The 16,648-nt window shown below is 70.7% G+C and carries 17 protein-coding genes and 1 tRNA gene; 13 read left to right on the top strand and 5 right to left on the bottom strand.

Features of this window, described 5'->3' with window-relative positions; translation table 11 throughout:
* Positions 1-17 precede the first annotated feature (17 nt).
* Positions 18-758 (bottom strand): hypothetical protein, encoded by a 741-nt coding sequence (locus ACFT2C_RS18885; RefSeq protein WP_377208612.1) that lies wholly within the window; start codon positions 756-758, stop codon positions 18-20.
* A 276-nt stretch (positions 759-1,034) separates the two neighbouring features.
* Here ACFT2C_RS18885 and ACFT2C_RS18880 point away from each other — a divergent pair, with 276 nt between their 5' ends.
* Together ACFT2C_RS18880 and ACFT2C_RS18875 are read left to right on the top strand one after the other, a co-directional pair.
* Complete coding sequence (locus ACFT2C_RS18880; protein WP_377208611.1) at positions 1,035-1,877, top strand: winged-helix domain-containing protein; 843 nt, start codon at positions 1,035-1,037, stop codon at positions 1,875-1,877.
* A gap of 62 nt (positions 1,878-1,939) precedes the next feature.
* The gene (locus ACFT2C_RS18875) at positions 1,940-2,899 is read left to right on the top strand and encodes an alpha/beta fold hydrolase (protein WP_377208610.1); all 960 of its coding nucleotides are present in this window, start codon (positions 1,940-1,942) and stop codon (positions 2,897-2,899) included.
* A gap of 6 nt (positions 2,900-2,905) precedes the next feature.
* On the opposite strand, the gene nth is transcribed toward ACFT2C_RS18875, so the two are convergent.
* A complete protein-coding gene (gene nth / locus ACFT2C_RS18870) occupies positions 2,906-3,685 on the bottom strand; it encodes an endonuclease III (RefSeq protein WP_377208609.1) in 780 nt (259 codons plus the stop codon).
* A 196-nt stretch (positions 3,686-3,881) separates the two neighbouring features.
* Between nth and ACFT2C_RS18865 the strand changes: the two genes are divergently transcribed.
* The 4 genes from ACFT2C_RS18865 (at position 3,882) to ACFT2C_RS18850 (ending at position 8,427) form a co-directional block, all read left to right on the top strand.
* Positions 3,882-5,414: an MmgE/PrpD family protein gene (locus ACFT2C_RS18865; RefSeq protein ID WP_377208608.1), complete on the top strand. Its 1,533-nt coding sequence runs from the start codon at positions 3,882-3,884 to the stop codon at positions 5,412-5,414.
* Positions 5,414-6,319, top strand: coding sequence for a methylisocitrate lyase (gene prpB / locus ACFT2C_RS18860; protein ID WP_377208607.1), 906 nt, complete (start codon positions 5,414-5,416; stop codon positions 6,317-6,319). The genes ACFT2C_RS18865 and prpB overlap by 1 nt, the downstream gene beginning before the upstream one ends.
* A gap of 75 nt (positions 6,320-6,394) precedes the next feature.
* On the top strand, positions 6,395-7,510 hold the full coding sequence (locus ACFT2C_RS18855) for a bifunctional 2-methylcitrate synthase/citrate synthase (protein WP_377208606.1): 1,116 nt from the start codon (positions 6,395-6,397) through the stop codon (positions 7,508-7,510).
* A gap of 239 nt (positions 7,511-7,749) precedes the next feature.
* The gene (locus tag ACFT2C_RS18850) at positions 7,750-8,427 is read left to right on the top strand and encodes a Crp/Fnr family transcriptional regulator (protein WP_119141697.1); all 678 of its coding nucleotides are present in this window, start codon (positions 7,750-7,752) and stop codon (positions 8,425-8,427) included.
* A 94-nt stretch (positions 8,428-8,521) separates the two neighbouring features.
* Here ACFT2C_RS18850 and ACFT2C_RS18845 read toward each other — a convergent pair whose 3' ends face one another.
* Complete coding sequence (locus ACFT2C_RS18845; RefSeq protein WP_377208605.1) at positions 8,522-9,460, bottom strand: metallophosphoesterase; 939 nt, start codon at positions 9,458-9,460, stop codon at positions 8,522-8,524.
* Positions 9,461-9,465: 5 nt separating this feature from the next.
* Positions 9,466-11,835, bottom strand: a complete 2,370-nt coding sequence (locus ACFT2C_RS18840) for a transglycosylase domain-containing protein (protein WP_377208604.1) — start codon at positions 11,833-11,835, stop codon at positions 9,466-9,468.
* Between the two features lie 122 nt (positions 11,836-11,957).
* On the opposite strand from ACFT2C_RS18840, the gene ACFT2C_RS18835 reads away from it, so the two are divergent.
* The 5 genes from ACFT2C_RS18835 (at position 11,958) to ACFT2C_RS18815 (ending at position 14,063) form a co-directional block, all read left to right on the top strand.
* The gene (locus ACFT2C_RS18835) at positions 11,958-12,125 is read left to right on the top strand and encodes a DUF4177 domain-containing protein (RefSeq protein WP_129786122.1); all 168 of its coding nucleotides are present in this window, start codon (positions 11,958-11,960) and stop codon (positions 12,123-12,125) included.
* A complete protein-coding gene (locus tag ACFT2C_RS18830) occupies positions 12,122-12,589 on the top strand; it encodes a RidA family protein (protein ID WP_377208603.1) in 468 nt (155 codons plus the stop codon). Before ACFT2C_RS18835 ends, ACFT2C_RS18830 begins: the two co-directional genes overlap by 4 nt.
* A gap of 132 nt (positions 12,590-12,721) precedes the next feature.
* Positions 12,722-12,798: transfer RNA gene (locus ACFT2C_RS18825), tRNA-Pro, on the top strand.
* Positions 12,799-12,963: 165 nt separating this feature from the next.
* A complete protein-coding gene (locus ACFT2C_RS18820) occupies positions 12,964-13,584 on the top strand; it encodes a TetR/AcrR family transcriptional regulator (protein ID WP_377208602.1) in 621 nt (206 codons plus the stop codon).
* Positions 13,585-13,589: 5 nt separating this feature from the next.
* Positions 13,590-14,063 (top strand): hypothetical protein, encoded by a 474-nt coding sequence (locus tag ACFT2C_RS18815; protein WP_377208601.1) that lies wholly within the window; start codon positions 13,590-13,592, stop codon positions 14,061-14,063.
* A gap of 36 nt (positions 14,064-14,099) precedes the next feature.
* On the opposite strand, the gene ACFT2C_RS18810 is transcribed toward ACFT2C_RS18815, so the two are convergent.
* Positions 14,100-14,651 carry a GNAT family N-acetyltransferase gene (locus ACFT2C_RS18810; RefSeq protein ID WP_377208600.1) on the bottom strand — a complete coding sequence of 184 codons (552 nt, stop codon included), beginning with the start codon at positions 14,649-14,651 and terminating at the stop codon, positions 14,100-14,102.
* Positions 14,652-14,702: 51 nt separating this feature from the next.
* On the opposite strand from ACFT2C_RS18810, the gene ACFT2C_RS18805 reads away from it, so the two are divergent.
* Positions 14,703-15,311, top strand: a complete 609-nt coding sequence (locus ACFT2C_RS18805; protein WP_377208599.1) for a TetR/AcrR family transcriptional regulator — start codon at positions 14,703-14,705, stop codon at positions 15,309-15,311.
* A 98-nt stretch (positions 15,312-15,409) separates the two neighbouring features.
* A complete protein-coding gene (locus tag ACFT2C_RS18800) occupies positions 15,410-16,645 on the top strand; it encodes an NAD(P)/FAD-dependent oxidoreductase (protein ID WP_377208598.1) in 1,236 nt (411 codons plus the stop codon).
* Positions 16,646-16,648: the final 3 nt, after the last annotated feature.

The raw sequence follows: 16,648 nt of genomic DNA, 5'->3' as shown, positions 1-16,648 counted from the left end.
ACGGCGTCGTGGGCGCCTCAGAGGATGACCATGCGGCCCACGACGAACACGAAGATGCCGCACACCGCCACGGGCAGCGCGCTCGCCGCGAGTCCGGCCAGCCGTGCACCGTGGGCCGGCAGCCGTTCCAGCAGCAGGTGCAGCGCACCCACCACGACGCCCGAGACGAGGCCGCACCACAGGCCGCTCACTGTGTCGATGTTCGGCAGGAGCGTCCCGGCCGCACCGCCCACCACGACGGCGGCGACCGCGGAGATGCCCAGCGCCACCCAGCCGCGCACCGGCAGCGCGGACACCGCCGCCGCGACGGCCAGCGCCACTGCGCTCGTCACGACGAGCGCGGCCCCGGCGTCGGACCGGGCGGCCGCGATCCAGCCGGAGGTGGCGATGGCGGCGACGACCCCCGCGACCGTCCCCGACACGGACTCGGTGAGCTGAGGCCGCCCGTCTCGGCGCAGCATCTGCGCGATGAACGCGAGCACCACCGCGCCGGCCAGGACCGTCGGCAGGTTCCGCAGCACCGGCTCGCCCTGGGTGAAGTAGGTGGCGACAGCACCGCCGACGCCACAGAGCGCCACGACCACGCGCGTGCTTCCCGGCGCGGGGAGCCGCAGCAGCGACGGCCAGCCCAGCGCGACGAGAACCACCAGGACCACGACCGCCGCCACGAGGGGCAACGGCCGGGGCTGGACGTAGGACGCGGCGGCGACGAGGGCTGCGAGCGCAGCGGTCGTCACGGCACGGCTGGAGACGGACACGACCCAGAGTTTTCCAGAGTCTGCGCGGGTTCCTTCAATCGCAGGGGCTCAGCGGCAGAATTCGAGGCAGGAGAGAGACGGGCAACACTCGCGTCATGTGAGCGTCACGGGTCCTGAGCAGCATGGTGGTGTCCAGGAAAAGGGCGTGTAACATGCACGCAACAAGCAACAGGGCAGACTTCCGCAGAGCCAGTTGGACGCGACGGGACGTCTCGCGACAGCGAGACCCGAGCCAGGGACGGTTGCAAGACGCCGGTTCCGAGAGGAGGTGCGTCAATGGCAGAGCTGTTGATCCTCACACCCGCCACCGGCGGGTCGGCCGAGGTGCTGCCCGCACTGGGGCTGCTGTCCCACCGGGTGCGGGTGCTCCCGATGGAGCCCTCGGCGCTCGTCGATGCCCCCGATGCGGACGTCGTCCTGCTGGACGCCCGCCGCGACCTGGTCGCCGCCCGCACCACGTGCCGCCTGCTGCACGCGACGGGTCTCACGGTGCCGCTCGTGCTGATCCTCACGGAGGGCGGCCTCACTGTCGTCACCCACGAGTGGGGCGCTGACGACCTGCTGCTGGAGTCCGCCTCGCCGGCCGAGGTCGAGGCCCGGCTCCGCCTGGTGGTGGAGCGCTCGGCGCGCGGCCCCGCCGAGGAGTCCCAGCAGGAGATCTCCGCGGGCGAGCTCGCCATCGACGCCGGCGGGTACACCGCCCGGCTCCGTGGCCGGCCGATCGACCTCACCTACAAGGAGTTCGAGCTCCTCAAGTACCTCGTGCAGCACCCGGGCCGCGTGTTCACCCGCGCCCAGCTGCTGCAGGAGGTCTGGGGCTACGACTACTACGGCGGCACCCGCACCGTGGACGTCCACGTGCGGCGGCTGCGGGCCAAGCTGGGCCCGGAGCACGAGCAGCTCATCGGCACCGTGCGCAACGTCGGCTACCGGTTCGACCCGCCCAAGGAGCGTCCGGTCGAGGAGCCTCCCGCACCCCCGGCGGCTCCGGTGTCGGCCGGCCTGCCGAGCGTGTCCGTCGACGCCTCGGCGGCCACCGCCCCGGCGTCGGACCCGAACACCACGGACGACCCCAACGCGGGACCTGCGGGGAAGCGGGTCGCGCAGACGGGCCACTGACGGGCGCGCGCCGAGCGCAGAGCGCCGCGCGGACCCGGCACGGAGCGCGTAGGTTCTTGTCTGTGACCGCACTCTCGGCCAGACCGGCCGTACGCACGGCAGCCACCAGCGACTACACGTGCGCCCTGGTCGACGGGCCGTGGCAGCACGAGTTCGTCGCGTCCGGCGGTTCCCGCTTTCACGTGGCGGTCGCCGGCCCTGAGAACCGCTCAGCTCCCCTGGTGCTCCTGCTGCACGGCTACCCCCAGTTCTGGTGGGCGTGGCGCGCGCAGATCCCCGCGCTCGCCGACGCCGGCTACCGCGTCGCCGCGATGGACGTGCGCGGCGTCGGCGGGTCGGACAAGCCGCCGTCGGGCTACGCGGTGCCGGCCCGGGCGGCGGACGTCGCGGGTGTCGTGCGCTCTCTCGGGCGCGAACGCGCGGTAGTCGTGGGGCACGGCACGGGCGGCACGCTCGCCTGGGCCATGGCGGCCCTGCACCCCGGCACGACGGCGGCCGTCGCCGTCCTGGCGAGCCCGCACCCCGCCCGGGTGCGCCTCCGCAGCCGGGCCGCCTTCACGACGGCGGCCCTGCGCGAGCTGGCGTACCTGCAGGTCCCGACGCTGCCGGAACGCGCGCTGGCCCGGGGCGACCTCGTGGAGCGCACCCTCGCGCTCGGCGCCGCCACCCCGCTGCCCGACGACGTCGTGAAGCTGTACCGGAGCGTCATGCGCATCCCGTTCGCCGCGCACTCCGCCGCCGAGGCGCTGCGCTGGGCCGTGCGGTCCACACCCCGGATGGACGGACGCCGCTTCGGCACCGCGCTGCGCCGTCCGCTCGAGATGCCCGTCCTGCAGCTGCAGGGCGGGCGTGACGGGTTCGTGCGCTCCGAGCGCGCCGACCTCGACGCCGTAGCGCTCGCGCCGGACCTGCGCTACGAGCTGATCCCGGGCGCGGGGCACTTCCTCCCGGAGGAGGCCCCGGACCGGGTCAACGAGATCCTGCTGAACTGGCTCACCCGCGTAGCCCCAGTACCGAGGTAGGGCGCCCTACTTCGGCGGGACGAGGGGTAGGCCTGCAGACGGTGAGCGGTCCGGCGCCGGGCGCACCAGCTTCGCCGCCTTGCCGGGGTCGGTCTCGCCCGTCCCGTACGACGGGCACAGGTGCGAGATGCTGCAGGCCCCGCACGCCGGGTTACGGGAGACACACACCCGGCGCCCGTGCCACACGAGGTGGTGGCTGAGCATGGTCCAGTCCTTCTTGGGAAACAGCTCCCCCACCTCGGCCTCGACCTTCACCGGGTCCTCGTCGGTGGTGAGGCCCAGCCGGCGTGCCACCCGCCCGAAGTGCGTGTCCACGGTGAGCCCCGGGACCCCGAACGCGTTACCGAGCACCACGTTCGCCGTCTTGCGCCCGACGCCCGGCAGGGTCACCAGGTCCTTCAGCCGGCCGGGGACCTCGCCGTCGAACCGCTCGACGAGCGCCTTGCCGAGCCCGATCACCGCCCTCGCCTTGGCCCGGAAGAAGCCGAGCGGCCGCAGGATCTCCTCGAGCTCGTCCGGGTTCGCCTCCGCGTACGCCTGGGCGTCCGGGTACATCACGAACAGCTCGGGCGTGGTCGCGTTGACGCGGACGTCGGTGGTCTGCGCGCTCAGCACCGTCGCGATCAGCAGCTCCAGCGGCGTCGTGAAGTCCAGCTCGGCCCGGGCGTCCGGATAGGTCTCCGCGAGCTCGCGGTTGATCCGCCGCGCCCGGCGCACGAGCGCCAGCTTGCTCTCCGGCGCATCCTTGGCGGCCTTCTTGGGTTCGCTCTCGCTGACTGAGGTCACGCCGCCACACTAACGATCCCCACTGACATCCGGTCGCCGGGCCGGATACCGGTGTCAGACCCGGTCGATAGGTTGGCCGCCACAGCTGAGCCGGGAACCGGCGCGGGGTTGAGCTCGTGTACCTAGTACGCGGAGTATGAGAAGGTCGAGGGCCTTGGACCCCACGACGGTCCACGTGAATCGAGGAAGAGTCACCATGCCGTACACGCACCACCTGCGCGTCTACCCGTCCGCCGAACCGCTGAAGCGCACCGACCAGCTCGCCTGGAAGCTCGCGGAGCTCGCCACGGACGACGTCGAGCCCACCGCCGAGGTCACCGACATGGTGATCAACCGCGTGATCGACAACGCCTCCGTCGCAGCGGCCAGCCTCACCCGCGGGCCCGCCGTCGCCGCCCGCTCGCAGGCCCGCGCGCACCCGTACCGGCCCGGGTCCACCGTGTTCGGCCTGGACCCCGAGGCCACGAGCAGCCCCGAGTGGGCAGCGTGGGCCAACGGCGTCGCCGTGCGCGAGCTCGACTTCCACGACACGTTCCTCGCCGCCGAGTACTCCCACCCGGGCGACAACATCCCGCCGATCCTCGCCGTGGCGCAGCACGCCGGCCGCACCGGGCGGGACCTGGTCCGCGGCATCGTGACCGGCTACGAGATCCAGGTGGACCTGGTCCGCACGATCAGCCTGCACAAGCACAAGATCGACCACGTGGCCCACCTCGGCCCGTCGGCGGCTGCCGGCATCGGCACCCTGCTCGGGCTGGACACGGAGACGGTGTTCCAGGCGATCGGCCAGGCCCTGCACACCACCACGGCCACCCGGCAGAGCCGCAAGGGCCAGATCTCCACGTGGAAGGCGCACGCCCCCGCGTTCGCGGGCAAGCTCGCGATCGAGGCGGTGGACCGCGCGATGCGCGGCCAGACCTCCCCCGAGCCCATCTACGAGGGTGAGGACGGCGTGGTCGCCTGGCTCCTGGACGGGCCGGACGCCGCCTACGACGTCGTGCTGCCCGAGCTCGGCGAGCCGCGCACCGGCATCCTCGACACGTACACCAAGGAGCACTCGGCGGAGTACCAGGCGCAGGCCATCATCGACATGGCCCGCGCACTGGGCACCGAGCGCCCCGAGCTGCGGGACCCGGCGAACGTCCGGAGCATCGTGCTGCACACGAGCCACCACACGCACTACGTGATCGGCTCGGGCGCGAACGACCCGCAGAAGTACGACCCGACGGCGTCGCGCGAGACCCTCGACCACTCGGTCCCCTACATCTTCACGGTCGCGCTGCAGGACGGCGGCTGGCACCACGTGGACTCCTACGCTCCTGAGCGCGCCCAGCGCCCCGACACGGTCGAGCTGTGGCACAAGGTCACCACCACCGAGGACCCGCAGTGGACGCGCCGCTACCACTCGACTGACCCCGCCGAGAAGGCGTTCGGCGGCCGCGTCGAGATCACCCTCGCCTCGGGCGAGGTCGTGACCAGGGAGATCGCCGTCGCCGACGCCCACCCGCTGGGCGCCCGCCCGTTCGCCCGAGCGAACTACGTCGCCAAGTTCCGCACGCTGGCCGACGGCGTCCTGGAGGAGGCCGAGATCGAGCGCTTCCTGGACCTGGCCGAGCGCCTACCCGAGCTCACGCCGGCCGAGGTCCGCGAGCTCACGATCGTCGCGGCGCCGGGCGTCCTGGACGCCGTCCCGGCCCCGACGGGCCTCTTCGAGCTGGGGCGGGCCTGATGCTCTACTCGAAGCTCACCGCCGCGGCCAAGCGCCGCGCCTTCCGCGAGGCCCTCGCCGGGCCGGAGATCCTGCGGCTCCCGGGCGCGTTCAACCCGCTCAGCGCCAAGCTGATCCAGGACAAGGGGTTCGACGGCGTCTACGTGTCGGGCGCCGTGCTCTCCGCGGACCTCGGCCTGCCCGACATCGGTCTGACCACCCTGACCGAGGTGGCCGGCCGGGCCGGGCAGATCGCCCGGGTCACCGACCTGCCCGCCCTGGTCGACGCCGACACCGGGTTCGGCGAGCCCATGAACGTGGCCCGCACGGTCCAGACCATGGAGGACGCCGGCGTGGCCGGCATCCACATCGAGGACCAGGTCAACCCCAAGCGGTGCGGCCACCTGGACGGCAAGGAGGTCGTGGGGCTCGGCGACGCCGTCCGCCGCATCCGGGCCGCCGTCGACGGCCGCCGCGACCCCGACTTCCTCATCATGGCGCGCACCGACGTGCGCGGCACGGAGCCTGGCGAGCGCGGCCTGCGGCTCGCGATCGACCGCGCCAAGGCCCTGGCCGACGCCGGCGCCGACGCGATCTTCCCCGAGGCGATGAAGGACCTCGCGGAGTTCGAGGCGGTCGCCTCGGCCCTCGACGTCCCCGTGCTCGCCAACATGACGGAGTTCGGCAAGTCCGAGCTCTTCACCGCCAAGCAGCTGCACGACGCCGGGGCGCAGCTCGTGATCTATCCCGTCACCCTGCTGCGCATCGCGATGGGCGCCGCCGAGCGGGCGCTGGACCAGATCGCGGCGTCGGGCACCCAGGACGCGCTGGTGCCCGAGATGCAGACCCGCGCGCGGCTCTACGAGCTCACCGACTATGCGGCGTACAACCACTTCGACTCGAACGTCTTCACCTACAAGCCCTGACCCGGTCTCGACAGGCTCGACCACCGGTGGTCGAGCCTGTCGAGACCCCGCAAATCTCGACACAAAGGAGTGCGCATGCCCGAGACCACGGAGATCCGCAAGGGTCTGGCCGGCGTCGTCGCCGACACATCGGCGATCTCGAAGGTCAACCCCGAGACCAACTCGCTGCTCTACCGGGGCTATCCCGTGCAGGAGCTGGCCGCCAGGAAGACCTTCGAGGAGGTCGCCTACCTGCTGTGGCACGGCGAGCTGCCGACACCCGCGCAGCTCACCGAGCAGACGGCGACCGAGCGCGTGCACCGCGAGCTACCGGACAACGTGCGTGACGCGATCCTCGAGCTGCCCACCGACTGCCACCCCATGGACGTGTGCCGCACCGCGGTGTCGATCCTGGGCGCTCATGACCCGCAGGCCGAGGACTCCTCGGTCGAGGCGGAGCTCGCCAAGGCGCTGCGGCTGTGGGCGGTCCTGCCCGCCGTCGTCGCGCTGGACCAGCGCCGTCGGCACGGCCAGGAGCTCGTGCACCCTCGCGAGGACCTCGGTTACTCCGCGAACTTCCTGTGGATGACGTTCGGCACGGAGGCGGAACCCGCCGTCGTGCAGGCCTTCGAGGCCTCGATGGTGCTCTACGCGGAGCACTCGTTCAACGCGTCCACGTTCACGGCGCGCGTCATCACCTCGACGCTCGCCGACCTGCACTCGGCGGTCACGGGCGCCATCGGCGCCCTCAAGGGCCCGCTGCACGGCGGCGCCAACGAGGCGGTGCAGGAAACGTTCGAGGAGATCGGCTCGGCCGACAAGGCAGAGGCGTGGCTCGAGGACGCGCTGGCGAACAAGAAGAAGATCATGGGGTTCGGCCACCGGGTCTACAAGCACGGCGACTCGCGCGTGCCGACCATGCGGGCCGTGCTCGGTGACCTGGCCGAACACTTCGGGCAGACCGAGGTGCTCGACCTGTACGACACCCTCGAGAACGCCATGGGCAGCGCTAAGAACATCAAGCCGAACCTCGACTACCCGGCGGGCCCGGCGTACCACCTGATGGGGTTCGACACGAACATCTTCACGCCGCTGTTCGTGGCCTCCCGCATCACGGGCTGGACCGCCCACGTCATGGAGCAGCGCGCCGCCAACGCGCTGATCCGTCCGGTCTGCGAGTACGTGGGGCCGGAGCAGCGCGAGGTTCCCTGACGGAACATGGACGCCCGTTCCGTACTCCCGGATGACACCCCTAGGATTTATGGACGGGCGTCCTACTTCGCGCCAGAGCATTGCCGACATCCCGCATGAGGCGGACGATCAGATCGTGCTGCACGCCACGCGGACGCCGCGAGAGACACCGATGACCCGGCAATCTCGTGACATTGAGGCAGACTGAGAGGTGGAAAAGACTGATGGACGAAAGTCCCCGACACGTGAGGACACCACTGGTGGACGACGAAGTCGTACTCTCTGCCCCCCTCTTCGCGGACATGGAAGGCGAGGAGACGCGCGCGCTCTTCGAGTCCATGGTGCCCGTGGAGCTGGTCCGGGGTGATGTGCTCTTCCGCGAGGGCGAACCGGGTGACCGGCTCTATGTCATCGCGCAGGGCAAGATCAAGCTGGGTCGCCGGTCGAGCGATGGCCGCGAGAACCTGCTGTCGATCCTTGGCCCGGGCGAGATGTTCGGTGAGCTGTCCCTGTTCGACCCGGGACCCCGCACTGCTTCGGCGTCGTCCGTGTCGGACTCCGTGGTCTACGAGCTGCGGCACGACTCGCTCGTACGGTGGATCGCCGACCACCCCGGTGTCGCCACCCAGCTGCTCGGCGCGCTGGCGCGCCGGCTCCGCCGCACCAACGAGACGCTGGCGGACCTCGTGTTCTCCGACGTCCCGGGCCGCGTCGCCAAGGCGCTGCTCGACCTGTCGACCCGCTTCGGCGAGCCGAACGACGACGGCATCCGCGTCGCGCACGACCTCACGCAGGAGGAGCTGGCGCAGCTCGTCGGCGCCTCGCGCGAGACCGTGAACAAGGCCCTTGCCGACTTCGCGACCCGCGGCTGGGTCCGCCGCGAGGGCCGCGCTGTCGTCCTGCTGGACCTGGACCGTCTGGAACGCCGGGCGCGCTGAGACCCAGATTGAGGTCGGTAAAAAGTCAGGTGATCGGCAGCTCGGGCTGCCGATCACCTGACTTTTTGCCGATGACACGCATCGCGCGCACCAACTACGCGACCCGGGCCGTCAGCGTCATCAGCGTTGCCTCCGGGCGGCACGCGAAGCGGACCTGCGCGTAGCGGGACGTCCCGGCACCCGCCGAGACGTGCAGCCACGTCGAACGTTCGCCGCCCTCGCGGTCGGGCCGAGGGCCAGGCCAGCCGTGCAGGCCGGACGCGCGGCCGCGGTCCAGGTCGCAGTTCGTGACGAGCGCCCCGTAGAACGGCAGGCAGAGCTGCCCGCCGTGGGTGTGGCCCGCGATGATCGCGTCGACGCCGTCGTCCTTGAGCTGGTTCAGCGCCCGCTTGTACGGCGCGTGCACGACGCCGAGGCGCAGCACCGCGTGCTCCTCACCCGGCACGCGTCCCGGCTCGGGCATGAGATCGCGCTCCATGTGGGGGTCGTCCATGCCGACCAGCCCGACTGTGCGGCCGTCGCGCAGCTCGACGAGGCCGCGGCTGTTGTCCAGGTCCACCCAGCCGGCGTCGGTGAACGCCTTGGCGAGGGAATCCGTGGGCAGCGGCACCTTGTCCTCGCGCTCCATCCGGGCGTCCGGCAGGAGGTACCGGGCCGGGTTCTTGAACGTCGGCGCGTAGTAGTCGTTCGACCCCATGACGAACGCGCCAGGGATGTCCATCAGCTGCCCGAGGACATCGAGGAGCGGGGCCAGCGACCGCTCATGCCCGAAGTTGTCGCCCGTGTTGATCACGAGGTCGGGCTCGAGCCCCGCCAGCGACCGCACCCAGGCCTGCTTGGTGCGCTGGCTCGGCGTGAGGTGCAGGTCGGAGACGTGGAGCACCCGGATCGGACGCTGCCCCGCGGGCAGCACCGGCAGGGTCACCCGTCGCACGCGGAACAGCTTGGTCTCCAGGTGCGCGTACGCGATCCCGGCGACGGCGACGCCCGCGGCGATCCCGAGAGCCTTGCCGACGTTACCCAGCGTCCCCATACAGATCAGTCATTCCCCTTGTTGCCGCCGCCGGGGCCGGTACCGGTCCCGGTCCCAACGGAGTCGCCCCCGACGCCACTAGTGTCGCCCGAATCCGCAGAGCCTCCGCTGTCGGAGTCGCCCTCCTTGGTCTCCGGCTTCGGCGGCTTCGGCGGAGCCGGCTTCTTGCCCACGAGGTTCGGGTCGGGCGCGGGGAAGGCCGTCTTCGGCAGACCCACCACAGCCTGGTCCATGTACCGGCGCCACGTGGGCGCGGCGGCGGTACCGCCGTACAGCGGGCCGATCTTGGCCGACGGGTTGTACCAGCCCGTCGACGGCAGGATGACGTTCATGTGGGGGGTCTCGCCGCTGGCCTCACCCACCCAGACCGACGTGGACAGCTCGGGCGTGTACCCGGTGAACCAGCTCTGGGTGGCACCGTTCGTGGTACCGGTCTTGCCCGCCACCGGGCGGCCGTCCTCGAGACCGGGTGCGATCGACCAGGCCGTGCCCCACGGGTTCGTGCTGAACACCTTGGTCATGGCATAGGCGACAGTGTTGGCGACCTTGGGCTCCAGGGTCTGCTTGCAGTTGGCCGAGGGCACCTTCATCTTCTTGCCGTCGTGGTCCTTGACCTGGACGATCGCGATGGGCTCGCAGTAGGTCCCGCCCGAGGCGAAGGTGGCGAACGCGGCGGCCTGGTTGAGGGGCGTCGAGGCCTGGGTGCCGAGCGTCATGGACGCGAAGACATCGATGTCCTTCTGCTGCGGCTGGTCGATCGTCCGGAAGGTGCCTTCACCCTCGTAGGTCAGAGCCGACGTCATCGGCCGGAAGCCCACGTCCCACGCGGTCTTCTGCAGGTTGCAGAGGTCGAGCTGCTGCGACATGCGCGCGTAGACCGTGTTGAGCGACTGGAACGTGCCCTGGAGCACGCTGACGTTCCCGGAGGTGGACCCTTCGACGTTACCCACGTCCCACCGCTTGTACGGGAAGTTGTGGACGCAGCCGTTCGCCGTGAATTCCGTCTGGTAGGGGGCGTAGCCAGCAGCGCTCACCGTGTCGTAGAGCTGGTGGCCGCTGCGCAGCCACTCGGCGAGCACGTACGGCTTGAAGTTGGACCCCACCGGGAACCCGCGCGAGTTGCCGTGGTTGTAGTCGGCCGAGTAGTTCTGCGCGGTCGTGCCCGGATCAGGCTCGGCGCTCACGTCGTAGGGGAGGTTCTGCGCCATCGACTTGATCTGGCCGGTGCCCGGCTCGACGGACGTCACCGCCGCCTCCAGGCCGAAGGCGTTGTCCGCCGGGACGCCCTCGACGACGGTCTTCTCAGCGGCCGCCTGCATCTTGGTGTCCAGCGTCGTGACGATGTGCAGCCCGCCGCGGTACAGGAGGTCGTAGCGGTCGTCCCGGGTCTTGCCGAACTCCGGGCTCGACATGATCTCCTTGATCACGTAGTCGCAGAAGAAGGCCGCTCCGCCCGCGGAGTCACACCCGACATCCAGCGGCTGGACGTCAAGGGAGTCGGAGATCTTGGTCGCCTTCGCCTCGTCGCGCTCCTCGGTCGTGATGTAGTTGAGCTGCCACATCTTGCCGATCACGAGGTCGCGACGTTCCTTGGCGTCCTTGGGGTTCTGCACCGGGTCGAACTTGCTCGGGGCCTTGGTGATGCCGGCGATCGTGGCCGCCTCGACCACCGACAGGTCCTTCGCGGACTTGTTGAAGTAGTGCTGCGAGGCCGTCTCGACGCCGTACACGCTCCAGCCGAACTGGGCGATGTTGAGGTAGCCCTGCAGGATCTCGTCCTTGGACATCCGCTTCTCGAGCGCGATGGCCAGCTTCGCCTCGCGGAGCTTTCGGCTGAGCGAGTCCTCGCGGGCCTCCATGACGCCGAACGTGTTGCCCGTGCGGTCGGCCTCCTCGATGAGCACGTTCTTCACGTACTGCTGCGTGAGGGTCGAGGCACCCTGGGTGTCGCCGCCGCCGAAGTTCTTCACCGCGGCGCGCGAGATGCCCTCGGGGTCCACGCCGCCGTGCGTGTAGAAGCGCTCGTCCTCGATCGCGATGACGGCGTTCTTCATGTTCTGGGACACCTTGTCGAGCGGCACCACGATGCGGTTCTGCGCGTAGAACGTGGCCAGCTTCGTCTTGCCGTCGCTCGCGTAGATCTGCGACTGCTCCGACAGCGGCCCCGGAACCAGCTCCTCAGGCAGCTCGTCGAAGACCTCGACGCCCGTGTCGACGGTGGTGTCCACGCCCGAGGCCAGCGGAATCACCAATCCGGCCGCGATCACGCCACCAGCGCCTGCGGTGAGCACGAATGCGAGAAGGAGTCCGATGAGCTGTGCCGCGGGAATGGTCCGAGTGATCCGGCGCGGCTCGCGAGGGTTCGCCATGGCCATGCGCCCAGGTTACGGGGTGTCCCTGACAGGGCGCGCCGAAAACTGGATCCGCCCGTGTGCAGGTCTCGTGCGGAATCGCCAGCCGCGATCGCCGTCGTCGATCGCGGGCTAGCATCACTGCCATGGCAACGAAGTGGGAGTACGCGACGATCCCCCTCCTCATTCACAACACCAAGGCGATCCTCGATCAGTGGGGCTCGGACGGCTGGGAGCTCGTGCAGGTGGTCCCCGGGCCCGACGGCACCGGGCTCGTCGCCTACCTGAAGCGACCCAACGGCGGCGACGCATGAGCCACGAGAAGCGGCTCGCCGAGCTGGGCATCACGCTCCCTGAGGTGGCGGCTCCCGTCGCGGCGTACGTGCCGGCCGTGCAGACCGGCCGCTACATCTACACCTCCGGCCAGCTCCCCTTCACCGAGGGCGCGCTGCCTGCCGCCGGCAAGGTCGGCGAGGGCGAGGGCCTGGTCTCCCCCGACGACGCCGCGCGCTACGCCCGCACCTGCGCACTCAACGCGCTGGCCGCCGTCCGGTCGGTCACCGGCTCTCTCGACGCGATCTCCCGGATCGTGAAGGTCGTCGGCTTCGTCGCCAGCGACCCTGCCTTCACCGGCCAGCCCGGTGTGATCAACGGCGCCTCCACGGTGCTCGGCGAGATCTTCGGCGACGCCGGCCTGCACGCCCGCTCCGCCGTCGGCGTGGCGGTTCTTCCGCTGGACTCGCCGGTCGAGGTAGAGCTCGTCGTCGAGCTGGCGTAACGACCCCGCAGCGGCCCGGAACGGGCGTGATCGGACCCACTGTGGATTCGGTTTCCGTTCCGGGCCATGCGTCGGCTATTCTGAGCAGGCTTCCGCGGAAAGGCTTCGTGCCTGTCGTGCGGTGGAATCCATCGGGGTGTGGCGCAGCTTGGTAGCGCGCTTCGTTCGGGACGAAGAGGTCGCAGGTTCAAATCCTGTCACCCCGACCATGTGAAAAGGCCCTCTGACCAGCAGAAATGCTGGGTCGGAGGGCCTTTTCGCTTCTCAAGAGCCCTTGGTCGAACGGCCCAGGGAGACCAGTTGGGGGATCCGACGTCATCCAGGGAACGAGCCGTCCTATTTACAATACAGAGCAGACCTGTATCGTAATGATCATGAGTACCGAACCACGACCCCCTGGCCGCCCGCGCAACGCGGACGCCGACGCCGCCATCCTCGACGCAGCCCTCGGCCTGCTGATCGAGCGCGGCGCGGAGGCCGCCAGCATCGAGCAGGTGGCTCGGCGCGCCGGGGTCACCCGGGCCACCGTCTACCGTCGCTTCGCGGACAAGACCCGGCTCCTGATCGCCGCGGTCGAGTCCGCCTACGGCAACCCGCCGCCGACGCCGGAGATCCGCGACGTGGAGCACCTCCTGACCGGCTGGGCCTCCGTCCTCGCCGACCCTCGCCAGCGCCGGCTCCTGCGCCGGCTCTACGCCACGTTCGAGGACTACCCCGAGGTCGCCGACGTCTACCAGAAGCAGCTCGGCGACCAGCGCAGCGATACCCGGATGAAGGTGTTCGAAGGGGCCCGCGACATCGGGGAGCTGCCCCCCGACACCGACCCGCAGGTCCTGCTGGACATGCTCACCGGCGCGGGCTGGCAGCACCTGGTCACCCGCCCGGACACCAGCACGCCCGCCGACGTCGAGCAGTACCTGCGCGCCGTCCTCCACCAGGCCGGATACCGGCCGCAAGCCCCACGGGACCACGCGCCCCGCCGAACCAAGGAGTAGGCACCATGTCATCAGCCAAGGTCTCCGCCTCCGTCGAGGCGCAGCTGCGCACGCGGGCCTTCGCCCGCGTCATCGGCCCGTACGTCGCGACCTTCACTCTTCTGTACGCGTTCCGCCTGCCCGATCAGCTCTGGCTGATCGACGCCCTGTTCTCCGAGCCCGCCCTGGTCTTCATGCTCGGCGCCCTGATGATCGGCGGAGGGCTGGTCATCATCGGCGGGCATCGCAGCTGGCGCGGTCCGCTCGCGATCACCATCTCGGCGTTCGGCTGGTTCGTCGCCCTGCGCGGACTTCTCCTCGTCGCCGACCCCACCGCCGTCCAGGCAGCCGTTGACGCGACCATGCTCTCGCCCACCGCGACGCTCCTGGCCCGTGTCTTCTTCGGCCTGCTCGGGGCTGCGGGCCTGCTGCTGACCTACGCCGGCTGGTTCACGAAGCCGGCGTCCACGGAACCCGCCATGCGCCCCGCCGCGGCCTGACCGGGACGGCTCCGGCCGGCTCGCGAGGGACTCCTTTCACCGTCCCAGGGCTTGCCATTCGGGAGCGAGAACCGCCCAGACCTCCTTGTCGTAGCGCCTGCCCCCGTACGGCCACGCCTCGCGCCGCACGCCCTCGAGCGTCATGCCGAGCCGCTGGGCCACCGCCGAGCTGCGGTCGTTTTCGGCCCGGCAGTGCCACTCGGCCCGGTGCAGCCCGCGGGACGTGAACGCCCAGTGCAGCAGCACGCCGGACGCCTCGGTGATCAGCCCGTGCCCCTCGGCAGACGGCTCCAGCCAGCATCCGATCTCGCACACGCCGAAACCGGCGTCGAAGTCGGTGAACATCACGCCGCCGACCAGGACCCCGTCCCGCCAGATGCCGTACAGGCGACCGCCGTCCTCAGCCTGGCGCTCCGCGTACCGCTTGAGCGTGCTCCGCGCCCCGTCCAGACCGTCGGTGACGAACGTCGGACCGACCCACGGCCGGATGTGCTCACGAGCCCGGTCCATGTGGGCCGCGAACTCCTCGGCATGCCAGACCTCCAGCGGGGCGAGGCGAGAACCGTCGCGCAGCACCAGCGAGAACATAGGAACTCCTCAATTCGCATAACAACCGTTGCGGCAATGTACCGTGGCAGCATGCCACGTCCCAAGGGAGACCACGAGGCCCGTCGCCGCGAGGTGTCCGAGGCGGTCTGGCAGGTGATGGCCACACGCGGCTTCGCCGGCCTCACGCTGCGCGCCGTGGCGACCGAGCTCGGCGCGACCACCGGTCTGCTCACGCACTACTTCCCCACCAAGCAGGCCCTCGTCGCATACGCACTCGACCTGCTCGAACGGCGGACCATCGCACGCCCGCGCCGCCCCGCCGGCAAGGGTCTGACCGCCCTGCGGCACGCGCTGATGGACATCCTGCCCCTGACCCCGGAGGCCACGGTCAGCAACCGGATCTGGGTCTCCTCCTGGGACGCCGCACTCTCCGACGGCGACCTGCAGGCCGACTACGCCCGCAAGTACGCCCAGAGCCGCGACGCGTTGCGCGAGCGAGTGGCAGCGGCCCAGGAGCTCGGCGAGCTTCCCCCAGGCGACCCGGCGGACATCGCGGCCGGAGCCCAGTCCTTCACCCTCGGCCTGGTGGTCCAAGCCCTGCTCGACCCGGCGACGTTCACACCGCAGCGGCAGGTCGAGCTCCTGGACGACCACCTGGCCGCCCTGACCACCTCCCGCTCATCCGACGCTCGCCCCTGATCCTGATTCACCGCGCACAATCGGCGCTGGGCCGACCAGATGACCGGCCCGCACCCGGGTGCAAGACTGGGCGCCTACCCCCAATCCGGGAGGCGACGATGGATCCGCTCGTTCTGGTCGGCGGCGGGCTGACCACAGCCCGCGCCGCCGAGGCCCTGCGAGACGGCGGTTACGACGGCGACGTCGTGGTCGTCACGACGGAGCCCCACCACCCGTACGAGCGTCCGCCGCTGAGCAAGGACTACCTGCGCGGCGAGTCGGAGCGTGATGTCGTCTTCCCGCTCGACGACGCCTGGTACGCCGAGCACGACGTCACGATCCGCACCGGCGAGACCGTCGTCGGGCTGGACCCGGCCGGCCACACCCTCACGCTGTCCGACGGCGCCACGCTCACGTTCGCGAAGGTGCTCCTCGCCCCGGGGTCCACGCCGCGCGCGCTCGACGTGCCTGGCACCGACCTCGCCGGAGTGCACTACCTGCGCACCATCGACGACTCCGACCAGATCTCCAGCACACTGCTCAATGCGTCCCTGGAGGGCATCGGCCGGCTCGTCGTCGTCGGCGACGGGTGGATCGGGCTCGAGGTGGCGGCCTCGGCGCGCACGCTCGGCCTGGACGTCACGGTGGTGGGCCGGGGCGCCCACCCGCTCGGCCGCGCGCTCGGGCCCGAGATGAGCGACTTCTACGCGGGCGTCCACACCGAGCACGAGGTGCGCCTGCTGCGGAACGCATCCGTCGCTCAGCTGCGCGGCGCCGACGGCCGGGTCACCGGCGTCTCCCTGTCGGACGGCACGCACATCGAAGCCGACGTCGTGGTGATAGGGGTGGGTGCCGCGCCGAATGTCGGCCTCGCGGAGGCGGCGGGGCTCGACCTCCGGCCCGCCGCGCAGGGCGGCGGCGTCGTCGTGGACGGCACCCTGGCGACGTCGCATCCCGACGTCTTGGCCGCGGGCGACATCGCGAGCATCCCGTCCCTCCACTACGGGCGTCCCCTGCGCGTGGAGCACTGGGCCATCGCACAGGAGAGCGGCGCGCACGCGGGTCGCGCCATGCTCGGCGACCTCGACCCGTACGACAAGCTGCCGTACTTCTACAGCGACCAGTACGACGTCGGCATGGAGTACACCGGGTGGGTGGACGTCCAGGCCGGGTACGACGACGTGGTCGTCTCCGGCGACACCGGCAAGCGGGAGTTCGTGGCGTTCTGGCGCGTCGACGGCCAGGTCATGGCCGGCATGGCCGTGAACGTGTGGGACCAGATGGAGCGCGTCGAAGAGCTGATCAGGTCCCGGCGGAAGGTGTCGACTGCCGAGCTGGAAGGCTTCGTGGGCTGACTG

The sequence above is a fragment of the Promicromonospora sp. NPDC057138 genome (assembly GCF_042670845.1).
In the GTDB taxonomy this organism is placed as follows: domain Bacteria; phylum Actinomycetota; class Actinomycetes; order Actinomycetales; family Cellulomonadaceae; genus Promicromonospora.
The sequence above is the reverse complement of the archived record's forward strand: the minus strand, read 5'-3'. Positions and strand labels throughout refer to the sequence as shown.

Coding starts and splice junctions, on each gene's coding strand:
- ACFT2C_RS18880 (WP_377208611.1), top strand. CDS start 1,035: ATGGCAGAGCTGTTGATCCTCACACCCGCCACCGGCGGGTCGGCCGAG.
- ACFT2C_RS18865 (WP_377208608.1), top strand. CDS start 3,882: ATGCCGTACACGCACCACCTGCGCGTCTACCCGTCCGCCGAACCGCTG.
- prpB (WP_377208607.1), top strand. CDS start 5,414: ATGCTCTACTCGAAGCTCACCGCCGCGGCCAAGCGCCGCGCCTTCCGC.
- ACFT2C_RS18855 (WP_377208606.1), top strand. CDS start 6,395: ATGCCCGAGACCACGGAGATCCGCAAGGGTCTGGCCGGCGTCGTCGCC.
- ACFT2C_RS18845 (WP_377208605.1), bottom strand. CDS start 9,460: ATGGGGACGCTGGGTAACGTCGGCAAGGCTCTCGGGATCGCCGCGGGC.
- ACFT2C_RS18840 (WP_377208604.1), bottom strand. CDS start 11,835: ATGGCCATGGCGAACCCTCGCGAGCCGCGCCGGATCACTCGGACCATT.
- ACFT2C_RS18835 (WP_129786122.1), top strand. CDS start 11,958: ATGGCAACGAAGTGGGAGTACGCGACGATCCCCCTCCTCATTCACAAC.
- ACFT2C_RS18830 (WP_377208603.1), top strand. CDS start 12,122: ATGAGCCACGAGAAGCGGCTCGCCGAGCTGGGCATCACGCTCCCTGAG.
- ACFT2C_RS18820 (WP_377208602.1), top strand. CDS start 12,964: ATGAGTACCGAACCACGACCCCCTGGCCGCCCGCGCAACGCGGACGCC.
- ACFT2C_RS18815 (WP_377208601.1), top strand. CDS start 13,590: ATGTCATCAGCCAAGGTCTCCGCCTCCGTCGAGGCGCAGCTGCGCACG.
- ACFT2C_RS18810 (WP_377208600.1), bottom strand. CDS start 14,651: ATGTTCTCGCTGGTGCTGCGCGACGGTTCTCGCCTCGCCCCGCTGGAG.
- ACFT2C_RS18805 (WP_377208599.1), top strand. CDS start 14,703: ATGCCACGTCCCAAGGGAGACCACGAGGCCCGTCGCCGCGAGGTGTCC.
- ACFT2C_RS18800 (WP_377208598.1), top strand. CDS start 15,410: ATGGATCCGCTCGTTCTGGTCGGCGGCGGGCTGACCACAGCCCGCGCC.